This window comes from Enterobacter sp. BIDMC 29 (genome assembly GCF_019378755.1).
In the GTDB taxonomy this organism is placed as follows: domain Bacteria; phylum Pseudomonadota; class Gammaproteobacteria; order Enterobacterales; family Enterobacteriaceae; genus Enterobacter; species Enterobacter ludwigii.
On the sequence record NZ_CP080000.1, the window covers coordinates 2,313,753 to 2,329,549 of the forward strand.

At 54.3% G+C, this 15,797-nt stretch carries 15 protein-coding genes; 8 read left to right on the forward strand and 7 right to left on the reverse strand.

Annotation, left to right across the window (positions count from 1 at the left end; genetic code table 11):
- Positions 1-114: 114 nt before the first annotated feature.
- Positions 115-1,863 carry a D-lactate dehydrogenase gene (gene dld, locus JTA15_RS10355; protein WP_020883209.1) on the forward strand — a complete coding sequence of 583 codons (1,749 nt, stop codon included), beginning with the start codon at positions 115-117 and terminating at the stop codon, positions 1,861-1,863.
- Positions 1,864-1,974: 111 nt separating this feature from the next.
- On the forward strand, positions 1,975-2,529 hold the full coding sequence (locus tag JTA15_RS10360) for a GNAT family N-acetyltransferase (protein ID WP_020883208.1): 555 nt from the start codon (positions 1,975-1,977) through the stop codon (positions 2,527-2,529).
- Between the two features lie 66 nt (positions 2,530-2,595).
- Here JTA15_RS10360 and pbpG read toward each other — a convergent pair whose 3' ends face one another.
- Positions 2,596-3,519, reverse strand: coding sequence for a D-alanyl-D-alanine endopeptidase (gene pbpG, locus JTA15_RS10365; RefSeq protein WP_219373199.1), 924 nt, complete (start codon positions 3,517-3,519; stop codon positions 2,596-2,598).
- A gap of 167 nt (positions 3,520-3,686) precedes the next feature.
- Positions 3,687-4,274, reverse strand: coding sequence for a Yip1 family protein (locus JTA15_RS10370; RefSeq protein WP_014170891.1), 588 nt, complete (start codon positions 4,272-4,274; stop codon positions 3,687-3,689).
- 157 nt (positions 4,275-4,431) lie between these two features.
- On the opposite strand from JTA15_RS10370, the gene JTA15_RS10375 reads away from it, so the two are divergent.
- Positions 4,432-5,004 (forward strand): DedA family protein, encoded by a 573-nt coding sequence (locus tag JTA15_RS10375; RefSeq protein ID WP_219373200.1) that lies wholly within the window; start codon positions 4,432-4,434, stop codon positions 5,002-5,004.
- Positions 5,005-5,046: 42 nt separating this feature from the next.
- On the opposite strand, the gene JTA15_RS10380 is transcribed toward JTA15_RS10375, so the two are convergent.
- The 3 genes from JTA15_RS10380 to dusC all read right to left on the reverse strand — a co-directional run bounded on the left by JTA15_RS10380 (position 5,047) and on the right by dusC (position 8,525).
- Complete coding sequence (locus JTA15_RS10380) at positions 5,047-5,811, reverse strand: SDR family oxidoreductase (protein ID WP_020883205.1); 765 nt, start codon at positions 5,809-5,811, stop codon at positions 5,047-5,049.
- Positions 5,812-5,861: 50 nt separating this feature from the next.
- Positions 5,862-7,271: a multidrug resistance outer membrane protein MdtQ gene (gene mdtQ / locus JTA15_RS10385; protein WP_041162776.1), complete on the reverse strand. Its 1,410-nt coding sequence runs from the start codon at positions 7,269-7,271 to the stop codon at positions 5,862-5,864.
- 321 nt (positions 7,272-7,592) lie between these two features.
- The gene (gene dusC / locus JTA15_RS10390; RefSeq protein WP_025203644.1) at positions 7,593-8,525 is read right to left on the reverse strand and encodes a tRNA dihydrouridine(16) synthase DusC; all 933 of its coding nucleotides are present in this window, start codon (positions 8,523-8,525) and stop codon (positions 7,593-7,595) included.
- Positions 8,526-8,719: 194 nt separating this feature from the next.
- On the opposite strand from dusC, the gene JTA15_RS10395 reads away from it, so the two are divergent.
- From JTA15_RS10395 to JTA15_RS10415, 5 genes are all read left to right on the forward strand, one after another.
- Complete coding sequence (locus JTA15_RS10395) at positions 8,720-9,118, forward strand: CidA/LrgA family protein (protein WP_063214759.1); 399 nt, start codon at positions 8,720-8,722, stop codon at positions 9,116-9,118.
- Positions 9,115-9,810 carry a CidB/LrgB family autolysis modulator gene (locus JTA15_RS10400; protein WP_014170901.1) on the forward strand — a complete coding sequence of 232 codons (696 nt, stop codon included), beginning with the start codon at positions 9,115-9,117 and terminating at the stop codon, positions 9,808-9,810. Before JTA15_RS10395 ends, JTA15_RS10400 begins: the two co-directional genes overlap by 4 nt.
- Positions 9,811-9,939: 129 nt before the next feature.
- A complete protein-coding gene (gene cdd, locus JTA15_RS10405) occupies positions 9,940-10,824 on the forward strand; it encodes a cytidine deaminase (RefSeq protein WP_020883200.1) in 885 nt (294 codons plus the stop codon).
- A 127-nt stretch (positions 10,825-10,951) separates the two neighbouring features.
- Entirely contained in the window at positions 10,952-11,671 is a 720-nt protein-coding gene (gene sanA, locus JTA15_RS10410; RefSeq protein ID WP_014170903.1) for an outer membrane permeability protein SanA, read from the forward strand.
- 121 nt (positions 11,672-11,792) lie between these two features.
- The gene (locus tag JTA15_RS10415) at positions 11,793-13,181 is read left to right on the forward strand and encodes a glutamine synthetase family protein (RefSeq protein ID WP_219373249.1); all 1,389 of its coding nucleotides are present in this window, start codon (positions 11,793-11,795) and stop codon (positions 13,179-13,181) included.
- 49 nt (positions 13,182-13,230) lie between these two features.
- Here the strand turns inward: JTA15_RS10415 and mglC are convergent, their stop codons facing one another.
- Together mglC and mglA are read right to left on the reverse strand one after the other, a co-directional pair.
- A complete protein-coding gene (mglC, locus tag JTA15_RS10420) occupies positions 13,231-14,241 on the reverse strand; it encodes a galactose/methyl galactoside ABC transporter permease MglC (RefSeq protein WP_219373201.1) in 1,011 nt (336 codons plus the stop codon).
- A 15-nt stretch (positions 14,242-14,256) separates the two neighbouring features.
- Complete coding sequence (gene mglA, locus JTA15_RS10425; RefSeq protein WP_020883197.1) at positions 14,257-15,777, reverse strand: galactose/methyl galactoside ABC transporter ATP-binding protein MglA; 1,521 nt, start codon at positions 15,775-15,777, stop codon at positions 14,257-14,259.
- Positions 15,778-15,797: the final 20 nt, after the last annotated feature.

The window sequence follows — 15,797 nt, forward strand, 5'->3', positions numbered from 1 at the left end:
CCTCAGAACGTTGCAGGGTTATTCTCTGATTTTTCTCGTGAATACTCGACCGCTTAACAGTTAATCGCGCTATGCTTTACAACGAGAAATTTGCCCCACCACAAGGAGTGGAAGATGTCTTCTGTTCGAACTCACGATAACACGACGTTTATTAACGAACTGTCGCGCCTGGTTGGCTCCTCTCACCTGCTCACCGACCCGGCAAAAACCGCCCGCTACCGTAAGGGCTTTCGTTCCGGTCAGGGCGAGGCGCTGGCGGTGGTATTTCCCGGCACGCTGCTTGAACTCTGGCGCGTCCTGAGCGCCTGCGTGGCCGCCGACAAAATTATTCTCATGCAGGCGGCTAACACCGGTCTGACTGAAGGCTCAACGCCGAACGGCAACGATTACGATCGTGACATTGTGATCATCAGCACCCTGCGTCTCGACAAACTGCATCTGCTGGATAAAGGCGAGCAGGTGCTCGCGTTCCCTGGCACGACGCTCTACTCCCTTGAAAAAGCGCTTAAGCCGCTGGGACGCGAACCGCATTCGGTCATTGGCTCATCCTGTATTGGCGCCTCCGTGATCGGCGGGATCTGTAATAACTCCGGCGGTTCGCTGGTGCAGCGCGGCCCGGCTTACACCGAGATGTCACTTTTTGCCCGTATCGACGAAAACGGCAAGCTGACCCTGGTCAACCATCTGGGCATTGATCTTGGCGTTACGCCGGAACAGATCCTGAGTAAGCTCGACGACGATCGGGTGAAAGATGAAGACGTCCAGCACGACGGTCGTCATGCTCACGACCACGATTACATCACCCGCGTGCGGGATATCGAAGCGGATACCCCGGCACGTTACAACGCCGACCCTGACCGCCTGTTTGAATCTTCGGGCTGTGCGGGCAAGCTGGCTGTTTTTGCCGTGCGCCTCGACACCTTCCCGGCCGAGAAAAAACAGCAGGTGTTCTACATCGGCACCAATCAGCCGGACGTGCTGACCGAGATCCGTCGTCATATTCTGGGCGAGTTCGCTCACCTGCCGGTGGCGGGCGAGTACATGCACCGTGATATTTACGACATCGCGGAACGCTACGGCAAAGATACGTTCCTGATGATCGACAAGCTCGGCACCGATAAAATGCCGTTCTTCTTCACCATGAAGGGCCGTACCGACGCGATGCTGGAAAAAGTGCCGCTCTTTAAACCCCACTTTACCGACCGCTTTATGCAGAAATTGGGCAACGTCTTCCCGTCACATCTGCCGGAGCGGATGAAAACCTGGCGCGATAAGTACGAGCATCACCTGCTGCTGAAAATGGCCGGAGACGGTATTGCCGAAGCGCAAACCTGGCTCAGTGAATTCTTCAAAACTGCCGAAGGCGATTTCTTTGCCTGTACCCCTGAAGAGGGCAGCAAAGCCTTCCTGCACCGTTTCGCCGCTGCGGGTGCCGCCATTCGTTATCAGGCGGTGCATTCAGACGAGGTGGAAGACATTCTGGCGCTGGATATCGCCCTTCGCCGCAACGATACCGAGTGGTTTGAACACCTGCCGCCGGAAATTGACAGCAAGCTGGTCCACAAGCTCTATTACGGCCACTTTATGTGCTACGTCTTCCACCAGGATTACATCGTTAAGAAAGGGGTGGATGCGCACGCGCTGAAAGAGCAGATGCTCGCGCTGCTGCACGCGCGAGGCGCACAATATCCTGCGGAACATAACGTGGGGCATCTTTATAAGGCTCCTGACGCACTTAAGCAGTTTTATCGCGAGAATGACCCCACAAACAGCATGAACCCCGGCATTGGTAAAACAACGCGGAATAAATACTGGAAAGAGAGTCCTGACGCGGAGCAGCCCGTGACGCAAGCGTCTGATTAATTCCCACAGCCAAATTTGAGAGATTGTTAAGCGCGCCTTAATCGTACTAGAGTAGCGTTCTGTCGCCGGAGAAACGTTTCTCCGGCATCTGTTACGAGGAGCAGGCACATCATGTCGGCTGTTGATATTTTATCCGAAACCGAAGTGGAAGTGCGCGATGCCCTTCCCGACGATGTGCATGCTATCGCCGCTATCTACGCCTGGCATGTGCTTCACGGGCGCGCATCCTTTGAAGAAGTTCCCCCCACCATTGATGAAATGCGTCAGCGAATGAAAAGCGTGGCCGAGAATGGCTTACCGTGGCTTGTCGCGCTGTACCGCGGCATCGTCGTAGGCTACTGCTACGCGACGCCTTACCGTCCGCGCCATGCCTATCGCTACACTCTGGAAGAGTCGATTTACGTGGATGCGAGTACTACCGGTCGTGGTTTTGGCTCCGTCCTGATGGATGCGCTGATCGCCCGCTGCGAGCAAGGACCGTGGCGGCAGATGATTGCCGTTGTGGGGGATGGCAACAACAATGCCGGCTCGTTACGGTTGCATAAGAAATACGGCTTCGAAATCGTCGGTCAGTTACGCAGCGTCGGGTATAAGAAAGGTGACTGGCGGGATACGGTGATCATGCAGCGCTCACTCAATGACGGAGACTGGACGCTGCCGGAGTAAGGCGCAGCGAGGTCTGTTGCCCTCTCCCGCGGGAGAGGGCGAAAACACAGTCATTAGCAATCCGGCTCAGTCGTTCTGGGCGGTTGCCATCTGCTCTGCTTTCTGCTTTTTGTAGGTCAACGCCGCGGCCGGTACCGGCGGCACTTTCCCCGTCTCAATCCAGGTACGCAGTCGGCTTGCATCCGCGAAGTGGGTGTATTTGCCAAAGGCATCCATCACCACCAGCGCCACCGGTTTACCGTTGAATACGGTACGCATCACCAGACAGTGTCCCGCCGCGTTGGTAAACCCGGTTTTCGTTAACTGAATATTCCAGTTATCCCGGTACACCAGATGGTTAGTATTACGGAACGGCAGCGAATAGGCCGGGTTAGCAAAGGTCGCCATCTCTTCACGGGTCGTACTGAGCTGACCAATCAGCGGGTACTGTTTGCTGGCAATCAGCAGTTTTGTCAGGTCGCGGGCCGTGGAGACGTTGTGAATCGACAGGCCAGTCGGCTCGACGTAACGGGTATTGGTCATCCCCAGCGATTTGGCTTTTGCGTTCATCGCACGAATAAATGCGTCATAGCCACCCGGATAGTGGTGGGCCAGGCTCGCCGCCGCGCGGTTTTCAGAAGACATCAGCGCCAGCAGCAGCATGTTTTTACGGCTGATTTCGCTGTTCAGTCGCACGCGGGAGTAGATCCCTTTCATCTCCGGCGTATGGCTGATATCCACTTTCAGTTTTTCGTCCAGCGGCAGATGTGCATCAAGCACCACCATCGCGGTCATTAATTTGGTAATCGAGGCGATCGGGCGTACCAGATCCGGATGGCTGGCGTAAATCACCTTATTGGTGTTGAGATCAACAATCATCGCACTGCCGGAAGCGATTTGCGGCTGGGCAGCAGCGGTGGTCACGGCGGACGTTTTGGCGATCGCTGGCGCGGCAGCGGACGCTCCCAGCAACAGGGCCAGGCTAAGTAAAGAGACTCGGAATTTCAGCATGGTGAGACTTCTGATAATTATTCACGCACGTTATGACGTACACCGCCTGTGTCGATGGAGAAACGCAGGCTGGCTTCGGCATCATAGCGGTCACCGGGCTTTGTCGCCAGAGGATAATCGTGAACAGATGCTGCATTGCTGGCATTTACGCCAGCAATGCAGTGAGCCTAGAAGAGACGGTATCCATAACCCCACAGAATAACCGTCAGAGCCAGTAGCGCTTCCAGCACCAGCACGCCGATGGCGAGCGTTGAACTGGAGAAGCTCAGGCCCTCTTCTTTATTGATATTAAGGAAGGTTGGTACCCCCAGATACAGCAGATAACCGGTGTAAAAGAGGGCAATAGTACCGATCAGCGCGCACAACCAGACCAGTGGATACAGCGCCACAATACCGCTTAAGAACAGCGGCGTCGCGACATACCCGGCGAAAACCATACAGTGTGCCAGCGATGGACGTTGCGGATAGTTACGCGCCATCCAGTGAATGACACGCCCCATGACAGCCACACCCGCCAGCATCAGGCCATAAAAGAGAATGGCCAGTGAAAGACCGGTAAACCAGGAAAGCTGAACCACGGTGCCATCACCAAAGTTCCAGCCGATTTGTGTTGTGCCAATAAACGCGCAGATTACAGGCACCGCTGCCATCAGCAGCACATGATGCGTGTAATGATGCGAGACCGTTTCGTTCTCCGTTTTGATGACATGCATTTCACGATCGGGATGGGAGAAAAGTCCCCAGACATGGTTCATAACGCCCCCTTGTTGTCGGCCCGTCAGCGATATCTTAAGTATAATGCAGGCCTGAGATTATTTTATGTACAGTGGGAAATTTCCGTTGATTGCCCCGTTATTGATTCATGGGGTATATGATTAACCGAGGCATAATAAGGGAGATGACATTGACGTAATGGATATCAACAGTCTTATTGAACACTATGGATACGCTGCACTGGTCGTTGGCAGCGTGGCGGAAGGAGAAACCATCACGCTGCTCGGCGGGGTGGCCGCGCATCAGGGGTTACTCAAATTCCCACTCGTTGTTGCCGCAGTCGCACTCGGCGGGATGATTGGCGATCAGCTGCTCTACTTTCTGGGACTGCGCTTTGGCCCTACGCTTTTGAAGCGCTTTTCAAAGCACCGCAAGAAAATTCAACGTGCCCAACGGCTTATCCAGCGTCACCCTTACCTGTTCGTGATTGGCACCCGTTTTATGTACGGCTTTCGGATTATCGGCCCGATACTGATTGGCGCCAGCCATTTACCGCCGAAAATTTTCCTGCCGCTGAACATTCTTGGCGCGATTGCCTGGGCCCTGATCTTTACCACGCTCGGTTATGTGGGTGGAGAAGTGATTGGTCCGTGGCTGCATAATGTTGACCAGCATCTGAAGCACTGGGCATGGGTTATCCTGATTGTCGTGGTGGTGATTGCGGTCCGGCTGTGGCTGAAGCATCGGGAAAAGACGCGGGATGAAGAGTAAGTGCAATGGCGCCCTCTCGCACAAAGAGAGGGCGAAAAGTTTCTACCCTGCGGGCTTAAATTGTGGATTCGCCAGCATAAAACCGCCGTCGACAATAAATGATTGCCCGGTAGCATAGCTGGCGTCACCGTCACACAGCCACGCCACCAGGCTGGCAATCTCTTTGGTATGCCCCGGCCGCGCGAGCGGGATCGCGGGCATCGAACCGGCCTTCACTTCACTGTCGTCCATATCATTCATTGGCGTGGCAATGGCTCCTGGCGCAACGGCATTCACCAGAATGTTATGCTCGACCAGCTCCAGCGCCATGGATTTGGTTAATCCGCCCAGGGCATGCTTGGCCGCCGTATACGCACTGGCATCCGGTAAAGGCGTGTGTTCATGCACCGAGGTAATGTTCACAATTCGCCCCCCCTCTCCCTGCTTCACCATCTGACGCGCAGCGATCTGTGAACAGAGAAACGCGCCATCCACGTCAACGGTAAAAATCCCCCGCCACTCCTCAAACGGCATGTCGAGAAACGGCGCTTTGGTCATCGCCCCGGCATTGTTGACCAGCACGTCCAGCCGACCAAAGCGCGTAATTAACGTTTCAATGGCCTGCGCCCCCTGCGGGAGAGTGCTTAAATCAAGCTGAACCGCCTCTGCACGCCGCCCCTTCGCCTCGACTTCGCGGCAGGTTTCCAGCGCACCTTTTTCGTCGGAATGCCAGGTGACGCCGATATCAAACCCTCGTTCAGCCAGCATCAGGGCCGTGGTTTTCCCAATCCCGGAATCCGATGCGGTAACAATCGCGACTTTGGTCATACTCACCTCCAGAAAAGCTGCAAAGAGGTAAGTATAGATAATCGCGCTTTTTAGCCCTGATGATAGCCGCCACCCAGCGCCGAGGTCAGCTGCAGCGTGGCGTCAACGTACTGGCCTTTGAGCATCACCCCGGTGAGCTGCTCCCTGAGGGCCGGTATTCTGGCCTCACTCACGCGGGAGCCGGCGATAATGCCGGCGCGAAAGCGGGCCTGAGCCAGTGCAACAACGCGGGCAGCCTCTTTTTCGACACGCTGCTGGTGCTGGTTTTTGGCGGTCAGTGTTTCGACTTCGCTGGCCGTGCGCGCCACCTGATTCACCGCATCCACCACCGCTTTGTTATAACGCACGACGGAGAGATTGTTCTGCGCCTGGGCAATATCCAGCTCGGCGTTTAGCCTGCCGCTGTCGAAAATGGGCAGCGTCAGACCGGCGGTGACGCCCATCTGCTGCGCAGAAGAGCGGAACAAATCGCTCAGGTGCAGGGCATCCTGCTGTAAGAAAGCCATCAGATTCACATCGGGATAGAAGGCTGCTCTGGCGGCCTCAACATCACTCATGGAGGCCTCGATATACCAGCGAGCCTCCTGCAAATCCGGTCGACGTGCCAGCAGTTCATACCCCAGCGTGGCCGGGAGCGAGGCTTCTACTGTGGGTAAGGCGTGGCGTGTAAGCGTCACTGAGGAGGTGTTCGTCAGGGCGCTCAGACGCGCCTCAACGGCTTTCATTTTTCCGTTCACTTCTGCCAGCTGCTCGTCAGTTTTGCTGGCGTTGATGTCGGTCTCGACGCCCTCAACGGAAGAGGTGATCCCATGCTGATACAGTTCGCGGTCGGCTGCAATGATCGTGTCCTGCTGGTGTTTAATCTCCGTGAGGACATCCCCCACCGCGGCCTGGGTTTGCCACGCCCAGTAAAGACGTGCGACGCTGCTGGCAAGCAGTTGTCGGGTTTGCTCAAGCTCCGCTTTTTGCGCGTTTACCCGGCCAATTCGGGCTTCAACCCGTGCACGATTTTTCCCCCACAAATCGAGATCCCAGCCCGCGCTCAGACCAAAAGTACCGTTGGTGTACCACGGCCCGGTGGTTCCCGCCGCCGGATCGGTTATCGCAAAGGGCCCCATCAGCCCCTCGGCCGACATTTTTTGCCGTTCAGCATCCGCTGAGAAATCAATTTCCGGCCCCCCGGCGGCCAGGGTGGCTTTTGCCTGCGCTTCCGCCAGCGTGATGCGCTGACGGGCAATTTGCATATCCGGCGCATCGTTCAGCGCCTTCGCAATCAGCGAATTGAGTTCAGGATCGTTATACGTTTTCCACCATGCATCTTTCGGCCACGCGGTATGGCTCAGCGTAGTATTCACCGCAGCCGTTGTTGATTGCATATTTACAGGGGAAACCGAGGCATGTTCCGGCGCGCAGGCCACCAGAATAAAAACCAGGGGAATACTCAGAGATAAAGGTTTCATTACGCCATTCACGCGAAAAATAAAGGCGCAACTTACGCCAGACGTCGCTCTTTTTTTTAGTAACGCGTGGCAACCCGCAATTTGTCATACATTTTCATACTCAGAAAATTATTCATCATAAGAATGAATTAAATGAGTGAATTCATCTTCATTATAAATTCACTGCTACACTTACTTTCGACAAACAGACGCAGGAGAAACGAATGAAAATATTACTGTGGGTTATTTTAATTATATTTCTGATAGGGCTGCTGGTGGTAACCGGTGTATTCAAGATGATTTTCTGATTTCATTGCCCGGCTCAGCGCCGGGCAAATTCCGTTACCTGGACTGAATCACCCGTGCAATATCAGCGGAAGTCTGCAGCGTGCGGATCTCCTGAAATAACCCCAGTGCTTCACTGTACTCTTTGCGTAAATAACTGAGCCACTGCTTAATTCGCGCGACGTGATATAACCCGGTATCACCCTGTTTTTCGAGGCGACTGTATTTTTTCAGCAGCGTGACCACATCAGCCCACGGCATACGTGGTTCGTTATATTTAATCACCCGGCTGAGGTTTGGTACGTTAAGCGCGCCGCGGCCAATCATCACCGCATCGCAGCCAGTCTCTTTCAGGCACGCCTGCGCGCTTTCGTAATCCCAGATTTCCCCGTTGGCAATAACGGGAATGGTGAGTCTTTTGCGGATCTCGCCAATCGCCTGCCAGTTAATACGTTCGGCTTTATAGCCATCTTCTTTGGTGCGGCCATGCACCACCAGCTCAGTGGCCCCGGCCTGCTGCACGGCATCGGCAATCTCAAATTGCCGCGCGTCGCTGTCCCATCCCAGACGCACCTTTACCGTCACCGGCAGATGCGACGGTACAGCCTCACGCATGGCTTTTGCACCACGATAAATCAGCTCCGGATCTTTCAGCAAGGTGGCGCCGCCGCCGCTGCCATTCACCAGTTTTGATGGGCAACCGCAGTTGAGGTCAACCCCAAAGGAACCAAGCTCTACGGCACGAGCCGCGTTCTCCGCCAGCCATTCGGGATACTGACCCAATAGCTGAATGCGCACCAGCGTGCCGGAAGAGGTGCGGCTTTGATGATGCAGTTCCGGGCAAAGGCGATAGAATGATTTTACTGGCAACAACATATCGACCACGCGCAAAAACTCCGTCACGCAGAGATCGTAGTCGTTCACCTCGGTCAGAAGCTCGCGCACGAGGGAGTCGAGCACGCCTTCCATTGGGGCCAGTAAAACACGCATAGCAGTACCTGTGAAAAAAGACGCGCTATAGTAGCCGCTCTCCCGGCATGAGGAAAGCCCGGCGGTTAACCCGGTGAGGTTATACCAGACGTTCCATTTCGGAATGTCTGGTATGCTCAAAATTCATGATGTGATCCGTGGCACATTTTTAGGTTTAATTGTATGATGAATGCGTTTCATCAAGGACTTTCACCATGAGAAAATCATTGAACATTATCTGGCAATATCTTCGCGCATTCGTCCTGATTTACGCCTGCCTGTATGCCGGAATCTTTATCGCATCCCTGCTTCCCATTACCATCCCCGGCAGTATCATTGGAATGTTGATCCTCTTTGTTTTGCTGGCATTGCAAATTCTGCCTGCCAAATGGGTTAACCCTGGCTGCTTTGTCCTTATTCGCTATATGGCGCTGCTGTTCGTGCCTATCGGCGTCGGGGTTATGCAGTATTTTGATTTGCTCCAGGCGCAGTTCGGACCCATTGTGGTCTCCTGCGCGGTCAGTACGCTGGTGGTTTTCCTGGTAGTAAGCTGGAGTTCGCATCTGGTGCATGGCGAACGTAAAGTGGTTGGGCAGAAAGGAACAAAACAATGATGGCCAATATCTGGTGGTCGCTGCCGTTAACGCTGGCAGTGTTCTTCGCCGCACGCAAACTCGCCGCACGTTTCAAAATGCCGTTACTTAATCCGCTGCTGGTGGCGATGGTGGTGATTATCCCGTTTCTGCTTCTCACCGGCATTCCTTATGAACGCTACTTTGCCGGCAGCAAAATTTTGAACGACCTTCTGCAGCCGGCCGTGGTGGCGCTCGCCTTTCCTTTATATGAGCAATTGCACCAGATCCGCGCCCGCTGGAAATCCATCATTACCATCTGTTTTGTCGGGAGCCTGGTGGCGATGATCACCGGCACCTCGGTGGCGCTGTTGATGGGCGCGTCTCCACAAATTGCGGCCTCTATTCTGCCTAAGTCGGTCACCACGCCTATCGCGATGGCCGTGGGCGGCAGCCTGGGGGGGATTCCGGCCATCAGCGCCATGTGTGTGATATTCGTGGGGATCCTCGGCGCGGTCTTTGGACATACCCTGCTGAATGCGATGCGTATCCACACCAAAGCGGCACGAGGTCTGGCGATGGGTACCGCGTCGCACGCCCTGGGCACCGCGCGCTGCGCTGAACTGGATTATCAGGAAGGGGCGTTTAGCTCACTCGCACTGGTGATCTGCGGGATTATCACCTCCCTGCTCGCACCGTTTATTTTCCCGCTGATTGTGGCGGTCATGGGTTAAAATTTGCGATGCGTCGCGCAAATTTCATTTTGTTTTCATAAGTTGCATACATAATGAGAAGTGGATCACATATAAAGCCCCAGCGGCTCCGTAAACTACCGATCCATTAACCTTTATGAGGCAAACGCCATGCATCCACGTTTTCAAGCTGCTTTCGCCCAGCTTGCAGAGAATGTGCAATCAGCTCTGGCCCCGATTCTGGCGGATGAGCATTTCCCGGCCCTGCTGACGGCTGAACACGTCACGGCACTGAAAGAAGCCACAGGGCTGGACGACGACGCGCTGGCCTTCGCGCTGCTGCCGCTGGCGGCAGCCTGCGCCCGCGCCGATCTCTCTCATTTCAACGTCGGTGCGATTGCACGCGGCGTAAGTGGAACCTGGTACTTCGGTGGCAACATGGAGTTCCTCGGCGCGACCATGCAGCAGACCGTTCACGCGGAACAAAGCGCCATCAGCCACGCCTGGCTGCGCGGTGAACAAGCGCTGAGCGCCATTACCGTTAACTACACCCCTTGCGGCCACTGCCGCCAGTTCATGAACGAGCTGAACAGCGGGCTGGAGTTACGCATCAATCTGCCAGGCCGTGCGCCGCATACCCTCGGGGATTACCTGCCTGACGCGTTTGGTCCGAAAGATCTCGACATCAAAACGCTGCTGATGGATGAACAGGATCACGGTTTTGCCCTTTCCGGCGATGCGCTGAGCGAAGCCGCGATTCGCGCGGCGAACAAGAGCCACACGCCATACAGTCACTCCCCAAGCGGTGTGGCGCTGCAGTGTCGTGATGGTCGCATCTTCACCGGAAGCTATGCCGAAAACGCCGCCTTTAACCCGACGCTGCCACCGCTTCAGGGCGCCCTGAATTTGCTGAGCCTCAATGGCTATGACTACCCGGACATTCAGCGCGCTATTCTGGCAGAGAAAGCCGACGCGCCGTTGATCCAGTGGGATGCCACCGCCGCAACGCTGAAAGCGCTCGGTTGCTCAACTATTGACCGTGTTTTGCTTGCGTAATGCCTCCGGCGGGCAGAAATGCCCGCCACTTTGCTGAAAAACCCCTCAGTTGATTCGCTGTTTCTTGCGCTAACCAGGCGGGTAAAGTAGCCTGAGTTAAATTTCACCTTCGGTACGAGCCATCTGCATGTTAAAGCGCGCTTTTTACAGCCTGTCTGTCCTGGTCGGCATACTGCTGTTGATCGTGCTGGGTCTTGATCGCTGGATGAGCTGGAAAACGGCTCCGTATATCTTTGACGACCTGCAGGACCTGCCCTATCGTCAGGTCGGCGTTGTGCTGGGTACCGCCAAGTATTACCGCACCGGGGTAATTAATCAGTATTACCGTTACCGCATTCAGGGCGCGCTGAACGCGTATAACAGCGGCAAAGTGAATTACCTGCTGCTGAGCGGCGATAATGCGCTGCAAAGCTATAACGAACCGGTCACCATGCGCAAAGACCTGATTGCCGCTGGCGTCGATCCGGCCGATATCGTGCTCGACTACGCGGGTTTCCGTACTCTGGATTCCATCGTGCGTACGCGCAAGGTGTTCGATACCAACGATTTCATCATCATTACCCAACGTTTCCACTGCGAACGGGCGCTGTTTATCGCGCTGCATATGGGTATCCAGGCGCAGTGCTACGCCGTGCCGTCGCCAAAAGATATGCTGAGCGTCCGCGTACGTGAGTTTGGCGCGCGTTTTGGCGCTCTGGCCGATCTGTACATCTTCAAACGTGAACCGCGCTTTTTAGGCCCGCTGGTACCCATTCCGGCGATGCATGAAGTGCCGGAAGATGCGCAGGGCTACCCGGCCGTCACGCCAGAACAACTGCTTGATATGCAGAAAAAAGAGAAAAAATAGCCTCGCCTTTATACTTTCTTTATACCGGGCGTAACGCTTTTTATCCCGCCTTTACGCCGCCCCTTTTAAGCTGAGTTCACTGCCGCTACGGCTTCATTGAAGAATGACTATGAACTCAATAATGAATGCGTTTTTCCTGAAAAATATCCGCCCCTATTTTAACTTCCCGGGTTTATCACTTCCGACGGCGCTCAACGCTGGCCTCTGGCTTGATGACAAAATTGATGCCATGCAACACAACGTCTCGCTGGAAGTGGCGGATTACCTGGAACGTTACCCGCAGACAAAACATATTGACGTTTACCTGAACGATATCAATGGCATTATGCGCGGCAAGCGGCTCTCGGTGGAAAGCATGCTAAATCTGGAAAAAGGCTGTTACTTCCCCCTCTCCGTCTACTCCATGGACCATAAAGGCAAAATAGCCGCCCCGCTTGATGATGAGCCCGACCGGCTCTGCGTTCCCGTCGGCGGTTCCCTGCGCCCCTGTTCGCAAGACCCTCAGCATAACGCGCAGATCCTGCTGACCATGAAAGAGAGTGACGGCAAACCGTGCCCGCTTGAGCCAAGGGTGATATTGCAAAACGTTCTGGCTCGTTTCCATCAGCACGGGCTCTTCCCGGTGATTGCCCCGGAAATTGAGTTTTACCTGACCGGACGCGGCACGCAGGATCCACAAAATCAGGGCTGCTTTCATATGGATACCTCAACGGCACACGCGGCACTGTTTGACGAGCTGGAGCAGCTGGCGCACCTGCAGCGTATCCCCCTGACCGGGATCGTGGCCGAAGCCGAATCTGGCCAGTTCGAGTTAAACCTGAAGCATAGCCATCGCGTCGTTGAAGTCTGCGATAACGTGCTGGCCCTGCGACGCCTGACCCGCTACGTTGCGGAGAAACAGGGTCTGCAGGCCAGCTTTATGGCCAAACCGTTCAGCCAGCAGTCCGGCAGCGGTTTGCACTTCCATTTCAGCCTGAACGATATTCATGGCGAAAACGTATTCGCGTCACCGGTGGAAGCGCTGAACAGCATGATGCGCCTCTGCATCGCTGGCCAGCTGGCGCTGATGCCCGCCTCCATCGCCATTCTCGCCCCTGGCGTTAACGCATTCCGCCGCCTGCGTAAAAACCTCACGGAACCGCTATTTAACTCCTGGGGCTATAACACCCGCTCCGCCGCGCTGCGTATTCCCTGCTCTGATGACCATAACCGGCGTATTGAGTACCGGCTGGCCGGGGCTGATGCCAACCCGTATCTGGTGGCGGCAACGCTTCTGAGCGGAATGCTGTACGGGCTGGAAAATTTTGACGAGCAGGATTTACCTGAACCTCAGCAGGACGGGCCGGATCTGCCGCTGTTTCAGCAGGAGGCGATCGAGACATTTGCACGCTGTCAGTATCTCACCGACAGCCTGGGAGAGGCTTTTTCTCAACAGTGGGTTGCCTGCAAGCTCTCCGAACTCGACTGGTTCGAGAGCATCGTCACCCGGGAGGAGTCGAGTCTGGCATGAAGCACAAAAAAGCCCGCTCGGTGAGCGGGCCAGGTAATGCCAGAGGCGATTATTTTTTACGCGCGTATTTGAGTGAATCCAGGGCGACCGCAAAGATGATGATGCCGCCTTTGATGATGTACTGCCAGTACGGGTTCACGCCGATGTAGGTCAGACCGTAGTTGATTACGGTAAAGATGATGACACCGGTTACCACGCCGAACACGGTACCCACGCCGCCGCTAAAGGAGACGCCGCCGACCACACAGGCTGCGATCGCATCCAGTTCGTACATGAAGCCCAGGTTGTTCGTTGCAGAGCCGATACGGCCCGCTTCCAGCATCCCACCAAAGGCGTAGAACACACCTGACAGGGCATAGATCATCAGCAGGTTCAGGGCAACGTTGACGCCGGACACTTTCGCCGCTTCCGGGTTACCGCCGATAGCGAAGATGTTTTTACCGAAGCGGGTTTTGTTCCACAGGATCCAGACAAAAGCGACGGCAATCAGGGCGTAGAAGGTAATGTACGACAGGCGGAAACTGCCCAGCGCGATAAACCCTTGCGTAAAGGTCGAGAACCCGCTGTCGAAGCCAGAGATTGGCGACGCCCCCACGAAGTCGTAGTACAGGGAGTTAATACCGTAAACGATGATCATCGTACCTAAGGTGGTGATAAATGGCGTCACGTTCAGATAAGCGATAATGATGCCGTTAATCAGACCAATCACTGCGCCAATCGCACAGACAATCAGGATCACCACGAAAATGGGCATGGTCGCCATTTCCGGGAACACCTTGTTGGCGTTTTCCATCGACTGCAGAAGCGTTGCCGCGATAACCGCCGCGAGGCCAACCTGACGTCCCGCTGACAGGTCAGTCCCCTGCGTCACGATAAGTCCCGCCACGCCCAGCGCGATAATAATACGCACGGAGGACTGGGTCAGGATGTTACTGAGGTTCAACAGGCTTAAGAACGTAGGGTCCTGGAAAATGATGATAGCCAGCAGTACTAAAAGAACAACGTAAATACCGCCTTCTTTCAGGTAAGTGAGAAAACTTTTTTTATTTAACGTACTCATGAGGAGCCCCTGATCTTAAAGGTGCAAAGACGCAAGACGCAAAATTTCGTTTTGCGTTGTCGTTTTGGTGTCAACAATACCGGCAACGAGACCATTGCTCATAACCAGAATACGATCTGTGATCCCTAACAATTCCGGCATTTCGGAAGAAATAATAATGATCCCTTTATTCTTTTTCGCCAGCTCGGCAATCAGCTGATAAATCTCAAACTTCGCGCCGACGTCAATACCGCGGGTCGGTTCATCCAGCATCAGGATTTCTGGCTGGGTTAATAACCAACGGCCAATAATGACCTTCTGCTGGTTACCGCCTGACAGCGAACCAATTTGCGTGCGGTGACCTGGCGTTTTGACGCGCATGGAGTCAATCACCCACTGGGTATCGCTCTTCATGCGGGAGTTATCCAGCAGCCCGACTTTGTTTTTATAGTTGCGAATATTGGAAATTAACGAGTTAAAGTTAATATCCAGATACGCATAAATACCGGTCGAACGACGCTCTTCCGTGACCAGCGCAAAACCATTATTAATGGCTTCGTTAGCGCTGTGGTTATTGATTTTCTTACCGTGCAGCGTGATGGTGCCCGCGGCTTTCTCACGAATACCGAACAGGGTTTCGACAATATCAGTACGTTTTGCCCCAACCAGACCTGCGATACCGAGAATTTCGCCCTTATGCAGGTCAAAAGAGACGTCGCGAATAGACGGCTGGCGCAGCGAGGTGAGATTGCGAACCTCAAGGATCACTTCACCCGGCTTGTTCTCTTTGTCCGGGAAGCGCTGGTTCAGAGAGCGCCCCACCATCATGGCGATGATCTTGTCCATATCCAGCCCTTCGAGAGGCTGGGTGGCAATCCACTGGCCGTCGCGCAGGATGGTAATCTCATCACACAGCTGGAAGATCTCTTCCATTTTGTGAGAGATATAAACAATGCCGCAGCCGCGGTCTTTGAGCTTACGAATAATGGTAAAAAGGTGGTTAACCTCTTTTTCCGTTAATGACGATGTCGGTTCGTCCATGATGACGATTTTCGCATCATAGGAGAACGCTTTGGCAATTTCGATCATCTGCATTTGGGATACGGATAACGTTCCCACGCGGGCGCGCGGATCGATATCAATATCCAGTTCATCGAAAATCGCTTTGGTGTCGCGATACATTTTATCCTGATCGACAAAGACACCTTTGGTCGGATAACGGCCCAGCCACATGTTATCCATAACAGAACGCTGCAGCACCAGGTTTAATTCCTGGTGAACCATTGAGATACCGTTTTCCAGTGCTTCTTTTGCTGAATGGAAATCGATCTCTTTCCCCTGAAAAAGAATGCTGCCAGAATCTTTTTGATAGATCCCAAAAAGACATTTTAATAATGTTGATTTACCTGCGCCGTTCTCCCCCATTAATGCATGAATAGAGTGAGGACGAACTTTTAAATTAACATTATCGAGTGCCTTAACCCCGGGAAATGACTTGTTGATAGCGCTCATTTCCAACAAGTATTCACCAGATGACTGAGTATTTGTGCTGACCATAATTATACCTTGTTGGCCTC